This is a genomic window from Peribacillus deserti (assembly GCF_002863585.1).
Classification (GTDB): domain Bacteria; phylum Bacillota; class Bacilli; order Bacillales; family DSM-1321; genus Paraperibacillus; species Paraperibacillus deserti_A.
Window position 1 is genome coordinate 66,316 of the sequence record NZ_PGUY01000021.1, and the last position, 21,813, is coordinate 88,128.

20 protein-coding genes and 1 pseudogene are annotated in these 21,813 nt (G+C 36.0%); 10 read left to right on the plus strand and 11 right to left on the minus strand.

Annotated features, from left to right (window positions below; genetic code table 11):
• Positions 1–85: 85 nt before the first annotated feature.
• Positions 86–376, minus strand: a complete 291-nt coding sequence (locus CUU66_RS07480) for a hypothetical protein (RefSeq protein ID WP_180955199.1) — start codon at positions 374–376, stop codon at positions 86–88.
• A gap of 591 nt (positions 377–967) precedes the next feature.
• Here CUU66_RS07480 and sigH point away from each other — a divergent pair.
• From sigH to CUU66_RS07495, 4 genes are all read left to right on the plus strand, one after another.
• The gene (sigH, locus tag CUU66_RS07485; RefSeq protein WP_101641058.1) at positions 968–1,621 is read left to right on the plus strand and encodes an RNA polymerase sporulation sigma factor SigH; all 654 of its coding nucleotides are present in this window, start codon (positions 968–970) and stop codon (positions 1,619–1,621) included.
• 98 nt (positions 1,622–1,719) lie between these two features.
• Complete coding sequence (locus tag CUU66_RS25205) at positions 1,720–1,860, plus strand: GNAT family N-acetyltransferase (protein ID WP_308302473.1); 141 nt, start codon at positions 1,720–1,722, stop codon at positions 1,858–1,860.
• Complete coding sequence (locus CUU66_RS25350; RefSeq protein WP_374702981.1) at positions 1,856–2,023, plus strand: GNAT family N-acetyltransferase; 168 nt, start codon at positions 1,856–1,858, stop codon at positions 2,021–2,023. The genes CUU66_RS25205 and CUU66_RS25350 overlap by 5 nt, the downstream gene beginning before the upstream one ends.
• Before the next feature lie 292 nt (positions 2,024–2,315).
• Positions 2,316–2,501: a DUF6954 family protein gene (locus CUU66_RS07495; protein ID WP_101641059.1), complete on the plus strand. Its 186-nt coding sequence runs from the start codon at positions 2,316–2,318 to the stop codon at positions 2,499–2,501.
• Positions 2,502–3,965: 1,464 nt separating this feature from the next.
• On the opposite strand, the gene CUU66_RS07500 is transcribed toward CUU66_RS07495, so the two are convergent.
• Entirely contained in the window at positions 3,966–4,328 is a 363-nt protein-coding gene (locus CUU66_RS07500; RefSeq protein WP_101641060.1) for a hypothetical protein, read from the minus strand.
• Positions 4,329–4,548: 220 nt separating this feature from the next.
• The gene (cdaS, locus tag CUU66_RS07505; protein ID WP_374702978.1) at positions 4,549–5,190 is read right to left on the minus strand and encodes a sporulation-specific diadenylate cyclase CdaS; all 642 of its coding nucleotides are present in this window, start codon (positions 5,188–5,190) and stop codon (positions 4,549–4,551) included.
• Between the two features lie 210 nt (positions 5,191–5,400).
• Between cdaS and CUU66_RS07510 the strand changes: the two are divergent.
• Positions 5,401–5,781, plus strand: a pseudogene (locus tag CUU66_RS07510) (LemA family protein); the annotation flags it as partial.
• A 283-nt stretch (positions 5,782–6,064) separates the two neighbouring features.
• Here CUU66_RS07510 and CUU66_RS07515 read toward each other — a convergent pair.
• Positions 6,065–6,709 (minus strand): response regulator, encoded by a 645-nt coding sequence (locus tag CUU66_RS07515; RefSeq protein WP_101641062.1) that lies wholly within the window; start codon positions 6,707–6,709, stop codon positions 6,065–6,067.
• Positions 6,709–7,401, minus strand: a complete 693-nt coding sequence (locus tag CUU66_RS07520; RefSeq protein ID WP_257967926.1) for a sensor histidine kinase — start codon at positions 7,399–7,401, stop codon at positions 6,709–6,711. The genes CUU66_RS07515 and CUU66_RS07520 overlap by 1 nt, the downstream gene beginning before the upstream one ends.
• Before the next feature lie 412 nt (positions 7,402–7,813).
• Here CUU66_RS07520 and CUU66_RS07525 point away from each other — a divergent pair, with 412 nt between their 5' ends.
• Both CUU66_RS07525 and CUU66_RS07530 read left to right on the plus strand, forming a co-directional pair.
• Positions 7,814–9,184, plus strand: a complete 1,371-nt coding sequence (locus CUU66_RS07525) for a PepSY-associated TM helix domain-containing protein (protein ID WP_101641064.1) — start codon at positions 7,814–7,816, stop codon at positions 9,182–9,184.
• Between the two features lie 25 nt (positions 9,185–9,209).
• Positions 9,210–9,680 (plus strand): FixH family protein, encoded by a 471-nt coding sequence (locus tag CUU66_RS07530; protein ID WP_101641107.1) that lies wholly within the window; start codon positions 9,210–9,212, stop codon positions 9,678–9,680.
• Between the two features lie 109 nt (positions 9,681–9,789).
• Here the strand turns inward: CUU66_RS07530 and CUU66_RS07535 are convergent, their stop codons facing one another.
• Both CUU66_RS07535 and CUU66_RS07540 read right to left on the minus strand, forming a co-directional pair.
• Positions 9,790–10,167, minus strand: a complete 378-nt coding sequence (locus CUU66_RS07535) for a hypothetical protein (RefSeq protein WP_101641065.1) — start codon at positions 10,165–10,167, stop codon at positions 9,790–9,792.
• Positions 10,168–10,177: 10 nt separating this feature from the next.
• Positions 10,178–10,540: a hypothetical protein gene (locus tag CUU66_RS07540; protein ID WP_101641066.1), complete on the minus strand. Its 363-nt coding sequence runs from the start codon at positions 10,538–10,540 to the stop codon at positions 10,178–10,180.
• Positions 10,541–10,744: 204 nt separating this feature from the next.
• Here CUU66_RS07540 and CUU66_RS07545 point away from each other — a divergent pair, with 204 nt between their 5' ends.
• From CUU66_RS07545 to CUU66_RS07555, 3 genes are all read left to right on the plus strand, one after another.
• Complete coding sequence (locus tag CUU66_RS07545) at positions 10,745–12,550, plus strand: ATP-dependent nuclease (protein ID WP_101641067.1); 1,806 nt, start codon at positions 10,745–10,747, stop codon at positions 12,548–12,550.
• Positions 12,543–14,246: a UvrD-helicase domain-containing protein gene (locus tag CUU66_RS07550; RefSeq protein WP_101641068.1), complete on the plus strand. Its 1,704-nt coding sequence runs from the start codon at positions 12,543–12,545 to the stop codon at positions 14,244–14,246. The genes CUU66_RS07545 and CUU66_RS07550 overlap by 8 nt, the downstream gene beginning before the upstream one ends.
• A 123-nt stretch (positions 14,247–14,369) precedes the next feature.
• Positions 14,370–15,035, plus strand: a complete 666-nt coding sequence (locus tag CUU66_RS07555; RefSeq protein WP_101641069.1) for a hypothetical protein — start codon at positions 14,370–14,372, stop codon at positions 15,033–15,035.
• Between the two features lie 127 nt (positions 15,036–15,162).
• Here the strand turns inward: CUU66_RS07555 and CUU66_RS07560 are convergent, their stop codons facing one another.
• From CUU66_RS07560 to CUU66_RS07575, 4 genes are read right to left on the minus strand one after another with little or no spacing between them, the layout of a single operon-like run.
• Positions 15,163–15,867 carry a hypothetical protein gene (locus CUU66_RS07560; protein ID WP_101641070.1) on the minus strand — a complete coding sequence of 235 codons (705 nt, stop codon included), beginning with the start codon at positions 15,865–15,867 and terminating at the stop codon, positions 15,163–15,165.
• Positions 15,845–17,527, minus strand: a complete 1,683-nt coding sequence (locus tag CUU66_RS07565; RefSeq protein ID WP_101641071.1) for a site-specific integrase — start codon at positions 17,525–17,527, stop codon at positions 15,845–15,847. The genes CUU66_RS07560 and CUU66_RS07565 overlap by 23 nt, the downstream gene beginning before the upstream one ends.
• An 8-nt stretch (positions 17,528–17,535) precedes the next feature.
• Positions 17,536–20,265 carry a helix-turn-helix domain-containing protein gene (locus CUU66_RS07570; protein ID WP_101641072.1) on the minus strand — a complete coding sequence of 910 codons (2,730 nt, stop codon included), beginning with the start codon at positions 20,263–20,265 and terminating at the stop codon, positions 17,536–17,538.
• Between the two features lie 4 nt (positions 20,266–20,269).
• Positions 20,270–21,601, minus strand: coding sequence for a hypothetical protein (locus tag CUU66_RS07575; protein ID WP_101641073.1), 1,332 nt, complete (start codon positions 21,599–21,601; stop codon positions 20,270–20,272).
• Positions 21,602–21,813 lie beyond the last annotated feature (212 nt).

Below are 21,813 nucleotides of genomic sequence, written 5' to 3' on the forward strand. Positions count from 1 at the left end.
GTCTCTTTTTTCATGCTGTATTGCCCTGCCCTTCCTTCAATACGAAACAAAAGTCTGCCCTGAATCAGGACAGACTTCTTTCATTTTATCGGTGGCCTCCGCCATAACCTCCGCCGTATCCTCCGCCATAACCCCCGCCGCCGTAGCCGCCATAAGGGTAATATGGGTATGGGTATGGTCTAGGTCTTGGCCGTGGATAGTAGTGTGGATAGTACGGATAGTATGGATAATACGGATAAGGTCTAGGTCGGGGGTAATAGTGGCCATAGCCTCCGCCATAACCACCTCCATATCCTCCGTATCCATATTGTCTTTCATCGAGCTCCTGTTCCTGAAGATTTTCATCTATAAATTCATAGGGCACATATTCCTGCAATAGTAATACCTCCTATATCTACTTTACTCTTCGTTCAAAATAGAGGAATGCTTCGACTATTTCGTAAGAAGGTGAAGAGTATAAAATATTCATATTCAGCTTTTAGATAATTGGCGCCTGTACCACAGTAAATCTAAAACCCAGAAATGTCTTTATGCTTGGACGTTAGGACTTATTCCTTAAAAATTCCAGAGAATATGAGGATTATCGAGCTTTAAAATCCGCTCCACTCAAGCTTAAAAGCAGATGTTATTAAGTATAATCCAGTCTTCTCGGTCCTTTACCTTAATAAAGAGGGAGTGAATATAAATGGGTTCTCCGACAATCGTTGTCAACAATAGTCGATATTTGCTAATATCTTTCAAAGCTTCCGTAGGTTAATATAAAATTACACATTAAAGTTTTTGTTACTTATTAGCCTGGTGACTTTTCCAGTGTCCCTTTGTTTCTCCTAGCTTAGGAAACGACAAGAGTAATTGTACATACGACTAAGCGGATTAAGGTTCTGAATACCTTCGAGATGAATGGGCTGGGAGGTAAGGTATCAGTTATTAAACATCAAAAACTCATCTGAATTGTGGGGGGATATGAGTGAGTGTAGACTTCGGAGTAAGGCTGATTGATAATATTACTAGATTAGACGATGAAGCATTAGTCAAGCGAGTGCAAAGCGGCGATGGGGAATCTTCTGAAATATTAATTAACAAGTATCGTAATTTTGTCCGTGCAAAAGCAGGTCCCTATTTTCTGATTGGGGCGGATAAAGAGGACATTATTCAAGAAGGAATGATTGGTCTCTTTAAGGCGATTCGAGATTACAAAGAAGATAAACTTACTTCATTCAAGGCGTTTGCGGAGTTATGTGTAACCAGGCAGATTATTACCGCGATCAAAACAGCTACGCGTCAAAAGCACTTTCCACTGAATTCCTATGTTTCACTGGACAAGCCCATTTATGACGAAGAGTCGAATCATACCCTTATGGATGTACTCCCCGCTGCAAAGATCATGAACCCGGAAGCCCTGATCATTAACCAGGAAAACGCAGATGATATTGAATTGAAAATGGCTGCATTATTAAGTGATTTAGAAAGAAGAGTATTAGCACTCTATATCGACGGCCAGACCTACCAGGAAATTTCTGCAGAATTAAACACTCATGTTAAATCTATTGATAATGCCCTTCAGAGGGTTAAGAGAAAATTAGAAAGATATCTTGAGCTTAGAGAAGTAATCCATAGCTGATTCGTATAGCCTTATTAAAAACGATTTTTCTTTGTTGAAAGGTCGTTTTTCTTATAGAGTCCCAAGGTAAACAACGGAGTGCATTTTGTGACCTGACTATACTTGAAGCTTCAAGGCTATGGGTAAGACCGTTTCATCACAATGATGCGGATGCCCTTCATAATATGTTGTCTGATGAAGAGGTCATGAAATTTTACCCGAATCCACCTGAATTTCCAAGATACTTTCGACTGGATTGAACGAAATCAAGAGAGATATCTTAATACAGGGTACGGACTATTTGCAGTCTGCTTAAAAGAAACAGAGGAACTCTTAGGGGATTGTGGTCTTGTTGAACAAATCCTTAATAATCGGGTGGAAGTTGAAATAGGCTGCTGTCTCGGCAGAGAACGGTTGGGGTAAAGGATACGCAGCTAAAGCCGCCAGGGCGTGAAGAGATTTAGGTTTTTCTTTTGGAAGGGAAAAAGTAATCAGTATCATCGACCCGCGGAACAAAGCTTCAATCCGTGTTGCTGATAGAATCGGCTTAACAAAAGAAGCTGAATATATATTTTCGTAAAATTTACAATATCTACTCAGTATGTATGGAGAAATGACTGAATTATAACATATCTCTTGGGTCAGAAGCCCTTCTTGCCATAGGAATTTATTTTCATTCCGTAATATCATTATGGCAGAAGGAGAGGCTATACTATTGAGTAAGTTCATTTCCATTTACTATACAATTTTGTATATTACGGTTACTTTTTTTGGGGTTGGACGGGTTTTGTTTGCCGGCGGATCTAATGAGGAAAGGTTCCATACAACCTTAATCATCCTATTCATCTACATTGGTTTAATTGTCAGCCATATCCTGCTTGTTAAAAAAACAGGAAAATAACAAACAACATTTTCTCACTTCTTGAGGAAATGTTTGTTGTTTTGCTGGTTGCCTTATGGCTGCAACAATAAAAAGATTCTTTATCTAATTTATATTTTAGTTTTTATAATGTTTTTTTGCCCGCTGGCATTCCTGGAGCTGATCTCCAACCATATAACAGCAAACACAGATAAGATCAGAACAGGAATCCCGTAACCGCTACTTCAAATCCTCTATTATGTAATACTAATGCAGAACAGGCTAGACTACCAGGCATCATGCTTATATGATGAATAGTAAGCTTCATTAACCTGCCAAATACATCAATACCCCATTAAAAATGGCCGTAACAGCATAATTTTTTACCGCCCCTTCATTCACTCGCAAAATTTCCCATTTATTGGAACCATCTTGACATGTGTAAGGCTCTTTTCTAAAAGATTGTTGTTTTTTAATAAGTTTTTTACGGCACCCTATTGTTCAGTCAGGTCTATTGGTGCGTAAGGTGCGAGACTCCTTGATCCAGCTACAAGCTGAGACCCTCGAGTCATAAGCCAATCCGTCTATGGGAGAAAAGCACTCCCCACAGCCGGCTCGTCTTATGCTTGGCTGACGCATAAGTGCGACTAAGCTTCTGTCTTCACTGTCGTTCGCCAATCAGCAAGTCTTCTTTATCGGGTCTCTGCCTGCCAATTTGTTTAGAATTTTATATCAATTGGGATTATCACTGAGTGTTTAATATTTATATGTTGGGCAGGCACCGCTTTCCGCTTTTCTGTGCGGGAGCAGCGGGTATTGTTCAGCTCCAAGGCTTTAGACCCTCGAGTCATAAGCCAATCCGTCCATGAGAAGAAAACCGCTCCTCACGGCCAGCTCGTCTTATGCTTTTCAGGTCTCTGCCTTCCCTGAGAGTTTTTTGTGATAAAAGATAGCTAATCATGAGCTTCCTTAAGCAATGTTATTGGGGAAGGCACCGCTTTCCGCTTTTCGGTTTGTCCAGCTCCGGACTGACACCGCGGGTCTAGCCAATCGCCATTAAAAGGCAAAATCGGCCTTTCACTGCCGCTAGTCTTATGCCGGGCTAACGCACGATGCACAGGATGTGCGAGCCAGGCGGGGTCACAGGACGTGGCGTTACGAACGTGGTAAGGGCGACTAAGCTTCTGTCTTCGCTATCGCTTGCCAATCAGCAAGTCTTCTTTATCAGGTGTCTGCTTTTCTTTTAGTGTTTTGCCTCGACTTAAAAAAGATCATCATTCAGCTTTTGGATGGATCCTTTCTTGAAAAGCACCGTCCTCCGCTTTTCGATCAGGTGAGACCCAGCAGGCGAAGCCGAGGAGGCTCACCGCCCGCCCCGCGGAAAGCGAGCATCCTGGAGAGGAAATCAACCTCTTGTTCAATAGCAACAAAGTTTGCGAAAACAGCCTTGTGTAAAAACAAAGTAAGCGATATAAGGTTTCTTATATCGCTTGATTTTTTGCAGGCTTAATCTTGATCTTGGTCCTGATCTTGGTTTTGGTCTTGTTCAGAATCAGCATCCGCATCAGAACGGGATCTCACTCTGGATCTAGAGTCTGAATCTACATTGATATCGATACAGAAGTCAACTCGTGCGTTACCGCTGTTAATAATTTTAGAGTTTGCATGAGAGCTGCTTCGGTTATTATTTTTTAAATCGTTATCACTATCGTTGTTATTATCAGACCGGTTTTTTGTATCCACATCATTGTCAACATCGGTGTCAGACTTAGATCTGTTCCTTAGATCATTGTCAATCGTAAAATCAACATTTGAATCCGAATTGGACCTGGAACGGCCGTTATTGCGGTTTCGTCTATTTTTAGCCATCATATATCCCCTTTCACTTTTTATAAGATAATTTATTCAAGATCTCATAAAAAGGAATGGACACTAACCCTATATTGAAGGATTTTTCTTATTTTTTAGGCATTTGGATAAGAAGGAGAAAATAATCAAGTCGTTTTAGAGACGGCTATACCAGTAAGAACGAAACATAGATCACTGACGATGCGGAAAATTTCAGCAGACGTCCGCTTACAAACAGGCGTCAATGAAGGGCCTGGACCGTGGAAATGGGATAAAGCCGGCCATTTAAAGCAAATGAAACCTTACCTGTCTCTTCTGATACTACCAGCACAAGTGCGTCTGTTTGTTCAGATATTCCAAGTGCAGCACGGTGTCGGGTGCCGATTTTTTTACCGATAATAATGGCCTGTGACAGCGGGAGGACACTTGCAGCAGAAACAATTTGATTGGCCCTTATTAATACAGCACCATCATGCAGTGGATTACCAGGATAGAAAATGGTCTCAAGCAATACGGAGGTCAGCGGTGCTCCGACCATTGTTCCTTTTTGTACATAATCCTCAAGTGAATCTGTTCGTTCAACCACTATTAGCGCGCCATATCGGTGTTTGGATAAATTTTGGACAGAAACAGATAAATCCTCGAATTTATCTGTAAATGCTGACAGATAGCAATTTAAATAAAAGTTTGCTGCTGCTGATTCAATGTTTATAAAGGTTGTTTTTATATCTTCTAGTTCACCAAGAAGACACTGGTTTTCATTTCCAAGGACCTGAAGGCTGTCCTGCAGGTCTGCGATGATCCTATGGATGCCCTCGACAATTTGAGTTTTCATTGGTGAGAAATCACAGTTAATCTTATCCAGAGAGAGACCTCCTTTCATGTAGATATCTACCGCGACTGGCTGGCTGTTTGGTAAAAAAGCTATTAATGGGTAGTATTCGTCATTTTCTTTAAGATGATTTATCAGAAAAATTACCAATCCCGGGTTCAGGCAAGCGAATAAATATCTGGTTTAAAAGGGGTTCTTGTTAGGGAATCTAATGTAAAACAGAGCAGCTTAGAATGGAGTGGGATTATGGTAAAAAGGTCAATGGGGCCAATTCTCATTATAGTGGGGATTATCATTGTATTAGTTCTCATACTAATGGGGAGTTACAATGGCTTTGTCAATGCGGAAGAAAATGTCGATCAATCTTATTCTCAGATAGAAAATCAACTTCAGCGCAGGCTGGATTTAATTCCAAATTTAGTGAATACCGTTAAAGGATATGCGGCACATGAAAAAGAAACGATTCAGGCTGTTTCTGATGCGAGGGCCCGGCTTGCAGGTGCCAGGTCACCTGAAGAAGAGGCTACAGCAAATGCTGATCTGTCATCAGCATTGAGCCGGCTCCTGGTTGTTGTAGAAAATTATCCCGATTTAAAGGCAGACAAGCAGTTTACACAATTAATGGATGAGCTGGCCGGCACTTAATAGATACGTAATAGTTGGTCATAATTTGATTTTTGTAGTACACATATAGCTTACACTATATTTCGCCCAATTACATATGGTCAAAATTCAATAAAACACTCCTTTATTTATAAATTTTCCTCCAATTGATGTAACGACCAGTAAAAATTGAGCGAATTTGCGTTTTGTTAAAGCTAATGATTGTGAACAAATGTACATAAACTGACAATTGCTATGTAAAGATAAGGAGCTAAATACAGTTACTTAAGTGGAGAGAGGTGCACCAATCCGTTGAATCATTTTATTCTGACAAACCATGTCTGACAGCATATGCAGCAAGCTGCACACGATTATCTAACTGAAGCTTCTCAAGAAGATTTTTTATATGGTTTTTTACCGTATTTTCCGCAATCAAAAATCGCCGGGCAATTTCCTTATTTGTATCACCAGCTGCTACTCTGGAAAGGACTTCACGCTCTCTAGGTGTCAAAGCAAGAGGACTAACTTCCTCATAGATATTGCGACTACGGAAGCGATAGAGTAACCGGCTCGCTATTTCACGAGAGATTTCTGTATGGTTCCCAAGTAGGGCATGGAGATATTCAATCCAGTCATCCGGCTCCATATTTTTTAGTAAGTAACCTTGTGCTCCAAACTGAATCGCCGTAAACAAGTCTTTTACATCATCTGACACAGTCAACATGACAACATGTATATGAGGAAAGGAAGACCGTATTTTTTTTACTGTTTCGAGTCCACTTAATCTGGGCATGTTTATATCCAAAAGAAGCAAATCGGGCTGAAGTTGGTCACAAAGTTCAATGGCTTCGATTCCATCAGTAGCTTCACCAACTATCAAAAAGGAAGAATCAGCTTCCAGCACACTTTTGATTCCTTCTCTTGCCAGTGGATGGTCATCCGCTATGATTACAGTAAAAGTTTGCATTATCGGTTCTCCTTTGTGACGATTATTTCGGTTCCGTCCTTTTGTCTGTTTGTTACCTGTAATGTTGCCCCAAGTTGCTTCGCACGTTCCTGCATAATAGACATTCCATATTTCTTGTCTGATTTCCCCGAGCTGTTAATTCCACTTCCATTATCGGCAATCTTTAATTGCCACCCGGCTTCCGTCCCTTTAATTTTTATGCACGCTTGAGAAGCTTTAGCATGTTTTCTAATATTTGCAAAAGCTTCCTGGATAATAGCAAAGACTTGTATTTCGTCTTTCACGGTAAATGAACCGTTTGGAATCTGTATTTCCGTTTCTACTTCAGTTCCTGTTATTGAACTCCATTCGGAAAGCCATTTGGTTATCCTCGAATTAAGCGAATCGTCTATTTTTGGCTCAGACCGAAGATTAAAAATAGCTTGACGCACATTGCTATCGATTGTGGATAGAGCCCGCGATGCTGCTTCAAAATCACCTTGTTTTAACTTGATATTTAGAAAGAAAATGGATTGAGCAATACCATCGTGAAGCTCTCTTGCGAGTCTTTCACGCTCCTCATATACGGCTCGTTTTGACTGTTCATTCACGAGTTTGTCATTCGTAGCTTTGATAATACGAAACATCCAAGATGAAAACAAAAGTGAGAGCACGAAAGTAAGGATTGTAATATATAAATTTCCTGTTTCCATAGATAGCGACCCCAAAAGGAAAACGTGGCGAACGTATTCGAATCCCCCGATTAATAATGTGGGCAAAATTATACAAAGTAACTGTAAAAGACGATAGGACAAGCTTGTTCTCTCCCTACTAATTTTTTATTCTTTTATAAGTATAATAACCAAAAAAGCTCCATCACTGATAGCCCGTAAGGGCTATTTACATAAAAAGAGTGGTGGATTTACAATTGACTCGATACGGACGGAAAAAGAAGGTTTATTTTTGGTTTAAAGAGCAAACATGGATTTATTTATGCGAAGTGGTTTGTGAAGTAATGGTTTCTGATTAACGAGTGAGTAGGACCGCAAACCGGAAATCTTGTTATTCACTATTTTATTTGATTAATGCGTATGCAAACCAATTATTTTTTTAAAGGAGAAGTACATGGAGACAGTTCAAAGCACTACAATTGAAGATAGGAAACAATCCGCCATCTCGGTATATCGGACGGTATGGAGATGGCATTTTTATGCTGGTATCATTTTTGCGCCCTTCCTTCTTATCCTGGCTATTACAGGGTCAGTTTATTTATTCAAGCCCCAAATCGAACAAGTAATTTATCAAGATTACTGGGTGGTTTCACCAAATGGAGAAAAACTACCAGCATCCCGTCAAATCGAGGAAGTGAAAAAGTTATATCCAGATGCAGTTGTTACGTCATACCGTCCAGGTGAGAACTCAAACCGCTCAAGCGAAGTGGGCATAACTAATAATAATGATTCCCTTACGGTATTTATTAATCCTTATACTGGTGATGCGTTAGGTGCGTTAAATAATAAAGACCGAATTATGGATAAGATTGAAGAATTTCATGGAGAACTGATGGCTGGAACTTTAGGGGACAGAATTGTCGAATTAGCTGCTTGCTGGGCAGTGGTGTTAATAGTAACCGGTCTGTTTCTATGGTACCCGAAAAAAAAATCGAAACTGTTAGGTGTTTTGGTACCCAGGTTTAATAAAGGGAAAAAGATTTTGCGAAGAGATTTACATGCTGTTCCTGCTTTTTGGATTGCTGGTGGTATGTTATTTCTAATTATGACTGGGTTGCCTTGGTCAGGCTTCTGGGGTAGTAACTTCCAATCATTCGCTACTAATACTGGGGCTGGGTATCCGCCTTCTATCTGGACGGGGAATGCCCCTACATCCGGCGTTAAAACAAAAGATATTGCCGATGTCCCGTGGGCAGCAGAAAACCTTGATGTACCAATTTCAAAGATACAAGGTTTTATTCCGGTTCCTATCGATGATGTGGTAGCAATTGCAAACCGGGAAGGTATGCATCCCAGTTATACCATAAGCATTCCGAATGAAAAAGAAGGAGTGTATACCTTATCTGCCTTTCCTCCAAAGGCACAAGATGAGGCTACCATTCATATAGACCAATATTCCGGTGCTGTTTTAGCAGATTACAGGTATGATAATTATGGACTGGTAGGAAAAATAGTTGCATGGGGAATTACCCTTCATAAAGGTACTCAGTTTGGATTGTTTAACCAACTAATTAGCCTTCTTATTTGTTTAGGCATCGTCTTAGTTGCTGTAAGTGGTTTTTATTTATGGCTGAAACGGAAGCCTAAAAACCAAATAGGGGCACCAGTAGCACCAGGCATTAAGAAGATGAAAGTATTTCTATTCATAGTAATCTGCTTAGGAATTCTTTTTCCACTAGTTGGTTTGTCACTTATTGTTGTGTGGCTACTTGATTTCTTGGTAATCCAAAGAATCGGTGCGGTTAAGAGATTTATGAATGCATAATAATGATAAAGGATGTAGTTTTTCCATGAAGAATAAAATACAATTGCTTTTTGTTTTAATATTGAGCTTGTTTCTAAACGCATGCTCACTCAAGGAAGATGCTGCCGACCTATATCAAAAACAAAGTCCACTTGAAGCAGATATTATTATACCTAAAATTTTCTCAAGTAATACCCAGGAAAATATTAAAGTTGTCCTAACACAGGATGGTAAAAAGGTTGAAGGTGCTGATTATGTTCATTTTGAGATATGGAAACAGGATGGTTCCCTTCATTACAATATGGAACAAGCCAAGGAAGTTGGAAACGGGATGTATGCTTTAAGTAAGGATTTCAATAGTAACGGTCTTTATTATATAAAAGTACATGCAAGTAATAATGGTTCAATGATTATGCCCCAAAAGCAGTTTGTCGTAGGGGAGTTAACGGAAACGGAAATAAAATACTTAAAACAAGATTTACCGAAAAATGATGCAGTTCCTGAACATCATCATTAAAAATAGTAATATGGAACGGGTCGGCTGCCGTTAAGGTAGCTTTTTTTATCCCACAGAATACTACCTTTTCTAATACAGATGAAATAAGAAATGGCTTTTAAACCATTTCTTATTCTTTATTAGAAATGCGAAGCGCAACGTTTATATCGATTGGTTCTCGACCCAATTTCTCCAATATAGTATTAGCTTTTCCAATCGACTCTTTTACTTTTTCTTTACGCCGGTTAAATTCATCCTCGTAAGTTTGCTCCTGAATTCGGTGTAGTTGGTCTCTGTTATGATTCATTATATATATCCTCTTGGCTTTTTTGAACAATTCCCTACTGGTTCTTATTTCCTCCTTAGTTCTTGTAGCCTCCAGGCTCTTCCTTATTTCACATAGCAACTTATCGACATTATTATTTACTCTTTTAATGTCTCCCAGAATTTCATCTCCCCTTATTATTTCTTTTTTTCGCCTAGATTCCTCAAAATCAAAGATTTTCATATTTCCCCTCCTATAATGGCAGCAGTATATATCTATAGTCGCTATATTCCATGCTTTCGGTGATGTGTTCCGTTAAACAGTAAATCTCCCATTTGAATCCCTTCCAGATTGATAGCTTATGATACTCCAGCAAATCATCTAGGTCTCCATTAGTAAAACTAGGATGCAGGTGACCGTTTAAGACCCTAACAGTAATGTTTTTTCTATTAATTTGTGGCTTCGTTATAAGTGCTTCCATAAGACAGGTATATGGTTTACTAAACCATAATACTTTGACTTGGAATTGAACCAATATAGCCCCTGCTATACCTTTTGCTGCGCCCTTAATAAATATTAAAGCAAGCTCCTTATCTAGTTCTATTTGGGTATTCAAAAGTTGCACTCCTTTCTAAGGATTACAACTTCATTTTATCGAACAAATGTTCTATTAGTAAATAAAAATATTATCAATTAGTACGAATACTTTTTGGTTTTAATGTGCTCTCCTATATTACTTGACAATTTATTCGACTGAATCTTGTGAATAATTGCCACCTATTGGTAGTATAGGTGTAAGAGTTTATAAGGAGTTGAATATATGAAATTATCTAAGGTTATATTAAAAAACTATCGAAACTTCGCAAATGCAGAGATTAATTTTAATGAAAAGAGTTTAATAATTGGGGCAAACGATGTAGGTAAAACGAATTTAATTGATGCTTTAAGGTTATTATTAGACAAGAGTTTGTCAGAAATTGATATTGAACCCGCAGATGAAGATTTCTGTGCATTTGCTAATTGTAACGAATTTGAAATTATCCTAGTTTTTGATGAAGTTGAAGAAGAATGTATATGGGCAAAGCTTGGTCAATATATACACGATGATACCAATGAGCTGTACTTGGGTTACTTTGCGACAAGAGATATTGCAGGCGGACAAAAGAAATATGAAATTAAAGCAGGACCTTCTATAAAATTATTAGAAGAATTGGCTGGAAGAAACTATCTTAAGGTATTAAATTTAAAATATGTAGGAGCAAGTCGAAATATCGACAATTTTCTCAGAACTCAAAAAAACAAACTGTTGGAGGCATTAAAAAGTACCCGTACCGATGAACAGTCACAAATTGATTCCGATTATATGGAACAGGTCCGAATTTTAATGAATGAGGTTCAAGAGCAAATTGATGGCTTGTCATATATTAAGTCCGCCGGAACAAGGTTAAATACTACCTTAAGCAAGCTGGCTGAACATCATTTATCCCAGGAAGTGAAATTGGGTATAGATGTTCCAAATAGTAAAGACTTGTTTAAGAAAGTACAACTTCTTTCATACGTAAATGACCAATCTATTCAGTTAGGGGGTGACGGAAGAAAAAACCAGGCGTTCATTGCCTTATGGTCTGCTTTAAATGAACTCCAAAAGATAGACGGACACGTTGAAGAAGTTTCAATATTTTGTATAGAAGAACCTGAAGCTCATCTTCATCCCCATCAACAGAGAAAGCTGTCCGAATATTTGGTTCAGGACTTGAATACGCAGGTGATATTAACATCTCACTCCCCATTTATCGCAACCGAATTTGACCCATTTTCAATTGTAAGATTATTTTCTACACTGGACAAATCTACTGTAGCAGCAGGAGGTGGGGTTTCAAAGGGGTTAGCAGAAAAAGTAAAAGGATTAGAGTTTCGTTCGAACGTGATATCTTCTGAGGTATACTTTTCAGATTGTGTATTGTTGGTGGAGGGTTCTTCAGAAGTTATTTTTTATAAGGCATTAGCTAACAGATTAAATATTGATTTAGATAAATTAAATGTAAGTATACTCTCTGTTGAAGGTGTCGGATTTAAAAGATATATAGAATTATTTGAGAAGTTAAATATTCCTTGGTTGGTTCGGACAGATAACGATTATTTTAAAGTAACCCGAAAGAAAAAAGAGCCAAAAGAAGTGTATAGATTGGCTGGTATTCAAAGAGCTATTTCGATTGCTTTATTAAAAAAGGAATTATCCCAAGTAAATATGGAACAGCTAGAAGAGATAATACAACTTAATGAAGTCGGATTATCAAACCTAATAGCGCCAGATGAAGAACACAGGGAGGAAATGTATAAAAGGTTTTACCACGAACTCGCTGGAAATCATATATTTCTTGCTAAAATTGGACTTGAAGAAGACCTTTATTATTCCTGTACTGAACTGAAAGAAAATTTAAAGAATTATTTTGATTCAGATGAAGATGATGAAGAAATTATTGAACTAATGAAAAAGAAAAAATCTACTTTTATGTTTCATTTCGTCGAAAATCATTTTGAATGTTTAGAGCATCTTAGAGATATTGAACTCGCTGAACCATTAGTAGCATGTCAGAAAGTAATCGAGTCGTTACGTCATGTATAAACCGACTACTCAACAGCAAAAAATTCTCGAATGTAGTGGAAACTGTGTAGTTGTAGCCGGACCTGGAAGTGGAAAAACGACAACGATTGCTCACAAAATTTGTTCTGTTGTTGATTGTTTAAATTGGTATGAAGGCGTCGCTGCTATCTCGTACACTAATAAGGCAAGTGGAGAACTTAGAGAGAAAACAAAAAGTATTTGTTCTGATTTAAAAAACTCATATTTCAGCACGATTGACTCCTTCTACATTGGCAACATCATTATTCCATTTGGTAAAAGATTTTTCGGAATACCTAACAAGAAACTTAGTGTTGAGAATCTTGATGATTATTATAGTGATTTGATTTCGAATATACTGGCTGAAATTGAAGGCATACTCTTCAAGTTTAGAGATTACTCAATTAAACAATTGGAAGAGAATCAAATAAACTTAATAAACGAATTGAAAGAGAGCACTTTACACTTTATAGCCCAAAAGTTTAAAGATGGAATGATGGACCTAAGACTCGTGGGGGTTTTATCGAACCTAATTTTTTTAAGTTCAAAGGCATGTAGGAAATACTTCGCGTCAAGATTCAAGTACATCTTTATTGACGAATTCCAGGACTCCGGGCAAAATCAATACCTGTTATTTTTACGCATAGCTGAAATCGGAGTTAAATGTTGGGCAATAGGCGACATAAATCAATCTATTTTTCGGTTTGCAAAAAAGGATGCGAAATACTTAAAAGAACTCCTAAGTAACAAAGAGTTTAACAAATTTCCTATGAACATTAACCACAGATGTCACCCGTCAATAAACGTATATAGCAGAAAGTTACTCGGCTTTGATGAAACTGTAGTTGAAAAGGACAATAGAGTTTTTGAGGTCTTTGTAGACGGAACTGAATATGATATAGGAGTTTGGTTTAATCAAAATTTAGCTTTAATCAAGAAGCAATTCAATTTAAAACATAATTCGCAAATTGGTATATTAGCAAAAAAAAATATTACTCTTGAGAAGTTTTTGGAGAGGATAGATATTCCACATAAATTATTTAATAAAACAATATTGGATGAAGACAGGTCCCTTTGTAGTGGATTACTGGGAGCTTTGTTAACAATGTCCTTGGACGAAAAACAAACAGTGTATAATTTTATTGACGAATATCTAGATAGAGAAATTTCAAGAGAACGTTATAGAGTTCAAAAAACAACAAAACTTGTAAAAGCATTTAGAGAGAATTTAGTTGAATTTCACCAAGATTTTAATGACACCACCGAGATAATAATCAAAATTTTTAAGGACCTGTGCGGTGTGGTCTATCCAGACATAGACGACCAAAGAGCAGTATTGCATTTAGAATATATATTGGATAATAAAAGAAAGTTAAATGACTTTCTACCTGCTAAAGATAATGAAATACAACTAATGAATTTGTATAAATCTAAAGGATTAGAATTTGAAGTTGTAGTTCATTTAGATTTATACCAATTTTTATTACCGGAATTTGACTGGATAAAATATCAGGATTATGAAAATTACTCTGATTCGTTAAACCTGCATTATGTTGGAATTACTCGTGCAAAATCAGCATTATTTCTGATGTCCAGTTCCTTAAGGTATCAAGCAGCAAAAGATAAATTTATTCCAGCTCAAAAGTCTGAATTCTTGACAGATTTGGAAGTTTTCCAATCTAAATGGGTGCAAGTTTAATAAAATATATGATTGTCCTAGCATGTTGGTGAGTTTCAGAAGATACCCAAGTATATTACTCAGATAAGAGTTGAAAGTATCTACTAGAATCTTAAAACAGAAACTTTTGGAGGCAATAGATACGTGACAATGTTAATAGCTTATACATGGAATGACAAGATTGTTATGATGGCAGATAGCCGGTCATCAGCTAAAGATTCTGAGGGGAAGATGGTAGATTTTAATGATAAGGCAACTAAAATATTCCCTTTCAATAAGAGGATGGTTATTGGGCATTCTGGCTTACGAAAAATATCAGTTGGTGGAGGGCAGTATGTTGACTTGATGCAAATAATCGAACATTATTTAAAAATTCATCAACAAATACTGCCGACTATTTCTGGTGAAGAGGCTTTAAAAGGACTAATAAAAATGTGGAATGGAATTCTCAGTGAAAAATTTGGTCGACAGCCGACCAGTGTGGATGCGATGTATACATTACTACTTTGCAAATGGGAGGAGGTGGAACCTGGAAGAGTCTTACCCAAAGTATATTCGTACCAATCCCAGTTTGGGGATATTCATACTAGTAAAGGTGCAGTGGCTGGTGATGAGGAAGTATATCCTATAATTATCCCTTATTTCGAATCAAATATTGAGAACATGACTTTTACAGCATCCGTAGAACACTTTAAAAAAGGATTTTTAGAAGTAATTGATAAGGTGGATACTGTTGGTGGTTTTATCCATGTATATGTTTTAGAATCAGATTCCTTTAAATCACATTGGTTAGACCATGAATTTTTTTAATGACATTAAACGCAAAGAAAGGAGCTGGCGGCAGCTCCTTGTGTTTAAATTCTGCTTGGTTTAAATATATTTTCCAACAGCAGTTTCAAAAGGAACATATTCAGTGCATTTATCCTCTTATTAATATCTATTTGCGGAACCTACTTGAAAACTTTTTCTTTTGGTCACTATCAAAAGGAAGTATCTTTGACTCTGATAGAGCTGATTCGGATATCTTGGGTTTGTTTTCCTTTTCGAATTCGAAAAAGGCGGTAGGGGTCTTAAACATGGTTTTCATAGCATAATCAGTTTTTTGTTCAACTTCTGGATTAGTTGTTTCAGTAGAAATCCTATAAAGTCTATACACTAACGATTGCAGACCCTTGTTTTTATCTTGTTCTTGGTTTAAGGTAGTTTTGGTCTTTTGAAGAATATCTTGAAGAACTAAAAGTTCATCCTCAAGTTTCTTTTCTCTTTCTAAGGCTTCATGAAAATCGTTTTCCATGTAAATAAGTTGCTTTAATAATTCGTCTTTTTTCTTATATTTTTTATCTACTAAATCTACTACATTAGGAACTTTTACTTTTTTTCCTTTGGAAGCAGGTATTTCTGCACTGAATATTTCATTTGCTTGGTCTACTCTTTTTCTTCCCAATCGACCTTTTTTTCTCCAAAAAGAATCAGAGGTTGAATTTGATACTATGCCTTCGGTATACAAGTGATTTGCGTATTCCCATATCTCTGAGTAACTAATTGTTCCCATGGGTTTCTCATTTTTTCTGAACAATTGTATTACCAAGTTAACTTCTTCTATTTTTAGTTTTGTATTTCTACCAGCGGACTTGCTCTCCATCTAAAACTTCACCTCCACCTATTTTTGAACACAATAAAGCTAACTTATATAAATCGCTTTGAATAGCATTTGATTTGGTTTTTATCTTATTAAGAGTTTCAGGATTTCGTCTATTTAATTCGTGATTAAGATATTGCTTATTAAGATTTAAAACTACTCCTGTAAGTTCATTTATATTGTCCTTCATCTCTGCGATATCTGACCTTATTTTTTCTTTCTTCTCTAAAAATTCCTCCGGAGTGATACCCCACTTCGAACAAAAGTAACATCGTCTTGATTCACAGCGTTGTTGCTCATCTTTACAGAATCCTATTTTCATCTTTTTTCGGAAATCACCACTATCAAATGCTTTTAAACTTACTTCATCTGGAATCTGGGTTGTAGTATTATTACTTTGATTTAGAGAAGCATTTTTTATTTTTTTCATTAGCCTAAATACTTCGCAGTCAGCCCAATATTCGGCGTGTTGATTGTAATGATATTGAGCTTTGATTGTTGTATGTCCTCCTAATCTTGCAACTTCAACAGGAGAGTATCCTTGCATCATCAATGAAATGAACGTAAAATGTCGAGTGTCACCTGGTTTTACACGATATTGATTAGGGATATGACAGTCATATTCTTTTATCATGGTGCTATAAACACCATCAATTATCGATTCTAGATTAAGAGGTTTAAATTGGTTTCTATTTTTAGTCAATACAGCTCGATTGGTAGATGGACTTACGCTCATAATGGAACGATATGAAATTAAAGTATCTGTTTTTCCATATTCTTTAGTTAAATCAATATAGTTTTTTATTAACCGATACATATCTTCATTAATTAATAACTTATCCGGTATTTGAATCCTCTTTGTATTTTTAAGCTTTCCTCTTGGTAATCTAATGTATCTTTTATCATCCTTCGATAGAAGACAATCACGACTTATCGAACAAAACTCTGATGGGCGCATCGGTATGACATTGGTTAATCTCCACCAAATAACTAATGGGTAAATCAATAAAAGTTTTCCAATTGACTCAGTCCCCTGAGTAGTATCGTCTAGAACCTTGTTAAAATATTTATCTAAATAAAAAGAGAATGATAGTACATACTTAGAGGGTGGCAGTTGTCGTACGTTTCTTTTTATCTTTATTTTATTTTTGATTTCTGTTAGGGGAGGGGCGTATTCATCTGCTATTTCTAAATCTGCATAGTCAAAGAAATTCAATAATGCACATACCATATCAGCTTTGTACTTATCACTATAATCAGAGTATTGAAGGAACTTTTTTAAAGCTTCTTTCTCTTCACTTCTGAATCCTAAAGTTACTTCAAAGCATTTTTTTAATTGGATAAGGTATGTTATAGATAGTCTTTTATATTCATTGATAAGATTTACAGTCCAACATTTAACAATAGATTTAAAATTATCTGGCAGACTATTATTAAAAGACGTCGTATTAAAAATACTAAAGTCATATCCAGTGTTGTTTTCGCTATAAAGTAATTTAGATACTAGCCAATAGTCGTCTTCAAATTCGCCTTTAATCCATCTGTTTTCTTGGACTAATTCGTTAATTATTTCTTTAGACTCGTGTATACTTGTTTCTAAATCAAATGATTCGTCTGAAAACTCTCCAATATCAATTGTAATGTCATTTTGTAAGATAGCCATAGTTCCTCCTATGTTAAATAAATAGGTTTATAAGTTAGATATGTTTTTTCTAATGTTTCTAATTCTTCTCCAGTTTTTGATTGAACTTCATCTAATAAATCTAGTAACTGGTCGTATTCTTCTTTTCCACCTGGAAAAAAGTTCAATACCTCTGATTCTCCGAATGTTTGCATAGCTTGTTCAAGAATATCTAAATCCCTATATAATGCATTCAGGAGGCGAGTTTTCTCTCCTTCGAAAGTATCTGGTTCGAATTCGTCGAAAAACTTCCAAATTGAGTCTTTGACACCTTCAGTTACAGATGAAATCGCATAAAAATTAGGAACTGAAAAAGGGCAATCTTTACAAGATTCTAATTCCGGTCGTCTACATTCAGGTGAAAATAAGCACTGGAATTCTTCTTCCTTTCCTGGAAGGGCATTAACTTTCAAATCAAACATTAAACCTGTAACCTCATTAAGTCCCATGTTGAAAATTTTTTCCGCCACTTTTTGTTTATCAGCAATGTGTTGATTGATAAATCCAGTGGTTGCTTGAATATGGTGTACACCACCAAATATTGAATTTAAAGCAACTATGTCTCTCGTTCTTTCATCTCTGATTTCACTTTCTCCAAGCAATGTTGTCGCTAGTAGGTCAGTTATATAACCAAAAGGTTTTCTGTTAAAAAGACCTTCACATAACTCGTCAAGTTCCTCCTGTGGAATAACAAGGTAGATATTAGTTGTTTCAAAGTTCTCATGAGCTCTTAATCGTTGCGCCAACTTCAAAGCTGCACTCCCACGTCCTTTTTTTACCAATATAGTGTACATGAGAGTTAATACCGTTCTATTCAATTTCATACTCCTGAATTCGAAGTTCTTTATCTTAAAGTCCTTGAAAAAAGCATTTTGTGCTTTTTTAGGGAAATTACTGTTATCAGATATGCCAAAATCTATAATCCTTTGGTTTTTAGTACCACCTTTATCAATTATAATTCCTCTCGTTTCTTTAACAATCAGCGAACAAATTACAGCCGCAGTTGCAAAGGGCAAAATCAAATCATCTGGACAGTTAAATCTATTTGTTGCTCCTGTTTTTTCAACCGCAAGGTCTTTTTGTTTAATTTGATTCACAATTGCATTTGCTTGTGCCATTGTTAAATCTTGCATTTTTAACTGTTCTAGGGAAGATACACCAATAGGTTCTAAATCTAGCAAAGGCACCCACATAACATCTCCATGCCTCCAGGCATTTCCTATGTGGGTTAAGACATATAACCATGATGATGCATAATATTTTCCATTTCCCGTTTTCAATATTATTTCTTCTGCATCCTTAATAGCTGGAATTTTGTGATTCATTGATTGTCCATATTCATACAAATCTTTATATTCCTCGTATGAATATGTTTCTTTAGTTTTTTCAGCTTTCTCATATTTATACGGATTGATGACCCTATCTAACTTAAAAATATTTGTATTTTGTTTATTTTTTTTTAACAGGTCATTTGTTTTTCCATGAAACTCTAGAAGGAATGAATAAAGAGTGCATTGTTTCGCAATAGGTACTAATTTGGTGAATAATTTTAAGTTAATATCATTAGATGAAAGAGAATAAAGTTCTTTTGTTTGTGTTAATTCGACTAGGTATGACGTACAGTCAACCAGGTGCGACACCATAGTTTTTTGATGAGCTCTGGAGCCATTAGTTAACATTAACTTAGTTTCTGAGAAATTTTGCCAATCATTTTGAGTGTAAAGGCTTTTATCTGAGAAAGTGATTTTTTTCAGTTTTAGAATTGTTCGATAAGCGGAAACAAGGTCAGAAGTATCATTTAAAATTTCGATATACATTTCGTTTATTTCTTTCTCTTGTTTAAATTTATAGACATCTTTCAATAAGTATTTATTACTACTTTGACCATCTAGTATTTTTCTTTCCAGAAAATTAGTAGGGGAGGGAACAAAGTGCTCCGGGGTGTACTTAATATTAAGGATTTTCCTAAGTGTTTTTGCAGTACAAAAGGTTTCTTTAATTTTTTCTATTTCCTTTAATATTTGTTCAATATCTTGCTTACTGTAGTAGGTTTTTGCTTTAATGATGACATGTTTGAGGAGCCCTTCTTTTCTCATGGCTTCTAAATCAAATCTTTTCATGTTCAACAAGGATTGGACTTCCTGTAAGCTATAAAAATTCGATATATCTAGTTCTGGTATAGTGAAGTATTTATTGGCATCATCAAGATTAAAAAAGACTAGAGAGTCATTTATTGAAACTCTTCCAATGTCATACTTTTTTTCAAGAGAATATATTCTTTCAAGGTCGATGTTGTACTTTTTATAAACATCAGCACTTTTAATATGAGTATCAAGAAATTCATTTAGTTGAGTTTTATTAACATAAAGATATGTGTTCAAAATACCTTTTTCATAGTATTTATAATCAATTCCTTCGGAATCACAAAAGTCTTTGAGCATAGGAATATTCTTTAGACGTAGAGTGGCTGCCATTCCAATCATTTTCATAGCTTCAATATCACGCACATACCAAATTTCAAGTAAATCAATTAGTCGTAAAACGTCGTTTAAATCACTTTCCTTAAAGTAAGTAATGCTTCCGCTGGTTTTTCCGGTTCCTTCTTTTGTTGAGATTAAACCTTGTTCAACCCATGGCTTAAACCCTTTATACGTTTTTGCTATTTTTTTATATTTACCTGAGTGAACAACTTCATATTTTGTTATCCATCCGTGTTCCATAACTTTAACTTCTCCTTTTCAACGCAGGATTTAATTTCTTCCACTTTTGTACATGTTTGTAATCAATTACTCCAAGGTCTTGAATAGGGTATTTCTTTAATTCATTGATAGCTTCTTTCATCTGTTCATTAGAAAGAACTTCATCAATATAAGCCATGGCTGAGTTAATGTTAGTGTCGCCACGAGCAATGGCTAATTGGGTGACTGAAAATCCTAAATCAATAAGCATGTTTGTGAAAATTCCTCTTCCTGCATGAGATAACCAAAACGTGGATTCTATTTGTTCGTAATCTTTATGACCAATTAGGGATTTTAGAAATGCCTCTTTCACTTTATTAAAACGTTTATCGTAAACTAGCCCCGACATTGGATAGCCATTTTCGTCTACGAATAGTGCAGAAGGTTTTTTTATTTTGTCTTTTTTAAGCAAAGAGTTTAACTTTTTTATATGTTTGTCGTAAATATCCCAAACTAAATCGTTATCAAGAATTGTTTGTCTAGCCATATGTAACTTTAAATAGTTTAATCTTTTAGGATTTTCTCTTTTAGTATCGCTAAGGCGAGAGAAAAAGCGTCTTCGATTGTCCTTTATTTGTACTTCCATGGATTCTCCGCGGGTGACAATTAATGAACTTCTATCTAAATTAACGACTTCACCTCTTCTAAGACCTCCGTAGAATTGAAAGCAAATGCCAAGTGCAATTTCAGGAGCCTTATCCATTGCCACTTGAATCAATCTAGCAGTTAAAGCTGCTCTTTCTTCTCCAAAATCCTTAAGCTTCATAGGTCTTTCTCTTGTAGTATCTCTTGAGGGATATTTTGTATTTAATTTTGGAACTCCCTTAAAGATAGATTTATGAATAATTTCTCCTTTAGAATTTTTCTTACCTTCTATTGGAAACTCTTCATCTATTAAGTTAGCCTTTTTTAAATAAATATAAAATTGTGTAAGATAGGTATCATATTGATTAATAGAACTAGGTTGAAGACCTTCAAATGTCTTTGTTGTAATGAATTTGCTGGCGTGTTTTCTTTCTAAAGCTGACAATCCTATATGGTTCAAGTCATGAAATTCAGCATCTCCATCATCAATCTTTTGAATGCAAAAGTTTAAAAATCTACATATAAGACTAGCAGGAGCACTTTGACTGTTAATCGTACCACCTGTATCTCCATATTGTGATTTTATAAAATCAGTAACAGGATGAGGGTAAATAATCCCTGTAGTTTTTTCTAAAACACCAATCGTAACTGCTTTTATATTTCTCATTTTCCCTTGCACTATCTCATTAAATTCTGTTTCTCTAGCAACAAATTTGTAATTAGAGAGTTCCATGTACACCCACCTTAATCTATAGACTGTCTGTTCATTTTATTTAATTTTATTGTTAACCCCGGCATCTATTAACAGAGGCACTACCATTTTAAAGTATATGTATATAATTTTTAAGGTCCTCGAAACTTCGTTTCTCCGGAGTCCTACCTCGGACCGAGGCTATGTCCCCTATTAAAACCAAGAACCTTTATTCTCTATATCATTTTACTTTA

Coding starts and splice junctions, on each gene's coding strand:
- cdaS (WP_374702978.1), bottom strand. CDS start 5,190: ATGAAAGGAGGTCTCTCTCTGGATAAGATTAACTGTGATTTCTCACCA.
- CUU66_RS07530 (WP_101641107.1), top strand. CDS start 9,210: ATGAAGAATAAAATACAATTGCTTTTTGTTTTAATATTGAGCTTGTTT.
- CUU66_RS07565 (WP_101641071.1), bottom strand. CDS start 17,527: ATGGCTATCTTACAAAATGACATTACAATTGATATTGGAGAGTTTTCA.
- CUU66_RS07575 (WP_101641073.1), bottom strand. CDS start 21,601: ATGGAACTCTCTAATTACAAATTTGTTGCTAGAGAAACAGAATTTAAT.
- CUU66_RS07500 (WP_101641060.1), bottom strand. CDS start 4,328: ATGGCTAAAAATAGACGAAACCGCAATAACGGCCGTTCCAGGTCCAAT.
- CUU66_RS07550 (WP_101641068.1), top strand. CDS start 12,543: ATGTATAAACCGACTACTCAACAGCAAAAAATTCTCGAATGTAGTGGA.
- CUU66_RS07535 (WP_101641065.1), bottom strand. CDS start 10,167: ATGAAAATCTTTGATTTTGAGGAATCTAGGCGAAAAAAAGAAATAATA.
- CUU66_RS07520 (WP_257967926.1), bottom strand. CDS start 7,401: ATGGAAACAGGAAATTTATATATTACAATCCTTACTTTCGTGCTCTCA.
- CUU66_RS07545 (WP_101641067.1), top strand. CDS start 10,745: ATGAAATTATCTAAGGTTATATTAAAAAACTATCGAAACTTCGCAAAT.
- CUU66_RS07525 (WP_101641064.1), top strand. CDS start 7,814: ATGGAGACAGTTCAAAGCACTACAATTGAAGATAGGAAACAATCCGCC.
- CUU66_RS07560 (WP_101641070.1), bottom strand. CDS start 15,867: ATGGAGAGCAAGTCCGCTGGTAGAAATACAAAACTAAAAATAGAAGAA.
- CUU66_RS07515 (WP_101641062.1), bottom strand. CDS start 6,709: ATGCAAACTTTTACTGTAATCATAGCGGATGACCATCCACTGGCAAGA.
- CUU66_RS07570 (WP_101641072.1), bottom strand. CDS start 20,265: ATGGAACACGGATGGATAACAAAATATGAAGTTGTTCACTCAGGTAAA.